We start from the raw sequence: 3744 nt of genomic DNA, 5'->3' as shown, positions 1-3744 counted from the left end.
TCTTATCAGATCATTTAGAAGCACATGCCTTATGTGCAAGGGCTGAAGCACAACATATTTTAGCTGTAAAAGAAGATAGAGCCCAGAATTTTGCTCATGCCGCCCAAATTTATGCTGGAGCATCAATTCTTTTTAAGAATGCATCTAACCTTTTTTTGGTTAAGAATAATTCTGAAGAAGCTAATGGTCGATCAAAATTTGAACTAGGATATTCATGTAACTCTATGGCATTAGCTACTGTAAATGACGACCCCTGTGAAGCTATTGGATATTGGAAACGTGCTATGCATCATTTTGAGACTGGCTCGCGTTTGTTTCCCTCAGATCGTATTGATGAAATGTCAACAACTGCAAACAATTTGATAACGACACTTGAACAAAATCTAAACATGGCCAGTAAAAATTGTGTAGGAACTCCATATTCAGCCGAAGATGTTACTGATTTTGAGGCTAAAGTAGTCGCAAGTGAACCACGGCCAATCATCCAACCTAAACGAGGTCAGCCTTCCATAATAGTAGAGCAACCTGTAGAACAGCCTGTTATAACAGAAGAGGCAGTCGAAGTAGAAGATGCAGTTGAAGTAGAAGAAACCAGAGTAGAAGAAACCAGAGTAGAAGAAACCAGAGCAGAAAAAGCCAGAGTAGAAAAAGCAGTTGTAGTTGAGAAACTGGCTGAACGTATTGAACTGGGTGCGCCTCTTGCGGAAGAATCAGTAAGTGAATCTGGCGTAACACCAATAGTCCCTATCCCTGGAACGCGTTATGCTGCACAACTTCAAGCAGAAGGAGGCGGAAAATATATTCTAAAAGTCTTTGCTGGAAAAGAATTGAAGAAGGAAGTCAATTTACGATCTACAGGGCACTACGATATTATGGGGAGTATAGCAAGTTCTGTATCCCTCAATATATCTCCACATATCCTGAGCAAGGTCGCACTTTCCCTTAAAAAACTGTTGCAACAAACTTAGTCTCAAAGAAAATCAGACATCCGTTGTATTTTCCTATTAACTACTTCTTTTTTTCAGTATGATCATAACTATCCTTTAATTTGAACTAGTTCTCAAAAGATACCATTTTCAACTGTTTCTGATCTCTAAATAAGTTTTCTCTGGGCACTTACAACAAATATGCCCCGTATTTTTTAGACCCTTTGTGATAATCTTGGGTGTCTACTCTTACGCGCGCGAAACGGTAAGATTCCAACTCGCTACCCCCACACAAAGTCAATCTTCAACACATGACCTCCACCCATGACTGACCTTACCTACTTGTACTGGAAAACCAAATAATTTATAAGGAAGTGATGCTGTATAAAAGATTTGGACACAACCTAAATTTAGGTAGTGTTCAAAGAAAAGTATTGAACACATAGATCCAAATATTTGGAGGAAATATATATGGCTAGATTGGCAATTGCCCCAGTTCGAGACCTTATGAAAGAGACCGGTGCAAAATTAGTCGCGAAAGACGCTGTAATGAAATTAGTTGAATATTTAGAGGGCCAAATTGAAGCTATCACTTCAAAGGCTGTTGGACTCGCAAAACACGCCGGCCGAAAGAAGGTCATGATGAGTGACATCAATCTTGCAATAAAGTAGTTGAGATAAACTCGTCTAAACTTCTTTTTTTTTCCTTTTTTTCCTTATAATCTTTAGATCAAGTGTTACAATTTCAAAAACAAATATTGTTTGGTCTTTTTTAGAAACTACAGCATATTAGTTCTTTAATTCAATTAAACTAATTCAAGAAAACCAAGACAAAAGCCAATACAAATATATCTTGATCTGTGCTACTGAAGAACAGTTCCTTGTATAACAGTGTTTGTTTTTCGTAATCTCTAAATTAGTTTGGTTGGAATATAATATGAAACATTATCTGAGAATCGGTGGTGTCGTTGAATTATCAACAGTTGACATCCCCCAACGAGCATGTAGTGTGGTTTTTTTAGCAGGCTGTAACTTCGATTGTGTTTTCTGCCAAAACTCGACATTAATTCCAGTTAATTCAGGCGAATTAATAGAACTCACTAAGTTATTAAATGTGATTTACAAGAATATCCTGATAGATTCTGTTTCAATTACCGGTGGTGAACCCCTTTTACAACCTACGTTAATTCCTCTCTGTCAGGAATTAAAAAAAAGTTTCTATGTAAGCGTGGATACCAATGGATCACTTCCGAGGGTAACATCTGAACTTGTTAATATTGTAGATCGAATCGCCTTAGACTTAAAATGTGAATTTTCCCGCTATACATCGATCACTCAGACATCTTCGAATACATTAGAAAATGTTATGCAGAGTTTTAATATAATTAACTCTTCAAGCGTTGTCGATTTTGAAGTGAGAACAACGGTTGTTCCTGAACTTATTATGAAAGATGACATTGAAGCAATCTCAAGATTTTTAGCTAGTCATTCTTTTCGCGGCGTATACGTATTACAGCAGTTTTGGAACGAAGGAGATGTACGAGAACTAAAAAATATAACCTCTCCAACAAGAAATAAACTAATTGAGTTAGCAGAAGTATCAATAAATCAGGGTGTGCAAAAGGTTGCAATAAGAACACGAGAAAAAGGATACGAACTCATTTCATAAGCAATGACGTTGAAAAATAAAAGAAAATTGGAAAAAAAGTTACAAAAATCTATAGGATTTTTAGTTTGCCGATGTTGTTTAGCGTTTGAGTCATCTCTTCAACGGCTCTAGTGAATACATTAACCTCTGCGCAGTCAACGAAATACATTTTGAGACGTTCTTCGCTGATACCCATTTGACCAAGTAATATTTGGAGCAGATTTACTCGGAGGTCACCGATTTCACTGCCTTTAAGGAAGTGACACCTCTCTTTTAGACAACCAATTACAAGCACGCCATCTGCTCCCTCTTGTAGTGTTGAAAGAACTAACTGTGGGTCAACACGAGAGATACAGGGTACCCGTACAATGTAAACACTAGGATCATATTGAAGCCCCATAAAACCTGCTTCATCTGAAGTACCATATGCACATTCATCGCAAAGGAATGCAATAACTTTCTTTTCAGTACCAGCATTGTATAGTAGACTATTGATTTCAGCCTTTAGTTGTTCTTCAGAGTAGAACTTGAAACTGATCGCTGCAGATGGACAAGCTGAAACGCATAGACCACATGCATAGCATTTAGCATCTAAGACTTCAGCAGGTCCTAACTCGCCATCTTCTTTTACTCCCATCTCTATGGCGGAAAAAGGACATACTTGCTCACAAATTCTGCAGGTGCTGCATTTCTCTTGGTCTACCCAGGCTGTGACCTTATCTTTCTCCATTTCGCGGGTTTGCATGAGCTTGGCAGCCCTGATGCTCGCTGTACCCGAATATGCCATCGTAGTTGGTATGTCCATCGGTGTTATTGCACAACCGGTTGCAAATATTCCTGCAACGTTCGTCTCGACGGGGCGAACTTTAGGATCAAGAGGTTTAATGAAGCCATATTCATCCAGTTCAACACCTAACATCTTAGCAAGTTCTGTAGACCCTTTGGAAGGAACCATTGCCATTGATAAAACCACTACATCAGTCTCAAGAATATTAAATTCCCCAGTTAACGTATTCTCAACTTCTACGAGCAGTTTCTCGGTTCTCTGATCATCAACCACATAACTTGGTTTTCCTCTCAGGAAGACCACGCCTAATTCTCTTGCCTTTCGATAGTATTCCTCATAGTTCTTGCCAACTGGACGGATATCCATATAGCATATCGTTATGT

The 3744-nt window shown here is 38.5% G+C and carries 3 protein-coding genes and 1 pseudogene; 3 read left to right on the top strand and 1 reads right to left on the bottom strand.

Annotated elements, in window-relative coordinates:
• From QVB70_RS02615 to QVB70_RS02605, 3 genes and pseudogenes are all read left to right on the top strand, one after another.
• Positions 1 to 968 (top strand): annotated as a pseudogene (locus tag QVB70_RS02615) (hypothetical protein); the annotation flags it as partial.
• A gap of 429 nt (positions 969 to 1397) precedes the next feature.
• Positions 1398 to 1598 (top strand): histone, encoded by a 201-nt coding sequence (locus tag QVB70_RS02610; protein WP_287583076.1) that lies wholly within the window; start codon positions 1398 to 1400, stop codon positions 1596 to 1598.
• A gap of 265 nt (positions 1599 to 1863) precedes the next feature.
• On the top strand, positions 1864 to 2595 hold the full coding sequence (locus QVB70_RS02605) for an anaerobic ribonucleoside-triphosphate reductase activating protein (RefSeq protein ID WP_287583074.1): 732 nt from the start codon (positions 1864 to 1866) through the stop codon (positions 2593 to 2595).
• 49 nt (positions 2596 to 2644) lie between these two features.
• Here QVB70_RS02605 and QVB70_RS02600 read toward each other — a convergent pair.
• Positions 2645 to 3744: hydrogenase iron-sulfur subunit (locus QVB70_RS02600; RefSeq protein WP_287583072.1), on the bottom strand; the 1100-nt coding region annotated here is incomplete at its 5' end.

This window comes from Candidatus Borrarchaeum sp., assembly GCF_019058535.1.
Classification (GTDB): Archaea; Asgardarchaeota; Sifarchaeia; order Borrarchaeales; family Borrarchaeaceae; genus Borrarchaeum; species Borrarchaeum weybense.
The sequence above is the reverse complement of the archived record's forward strand: the minus strand, read 5'-3'. Positions and strand labels throughout refer to the sequence as shown.

What these genes read in the sequence shown, in the direction of transcription:
- QVB70_RS02605 (WP_287583074.1), top strand. Translation starts at nt 1,864, where the DNA reads ATGAAACATTATCTGAGAATCGGTGGTGTCGTTGAATTATCAACAGTT.
- QVB70_RS02610 (WP_287583076.1), top strand. Translation starts at nt 1,398, where the DNA reads ATGGCTAGATTGGCAATTGCCCCAGTTCGAGACCTTATGAAAGAGACC.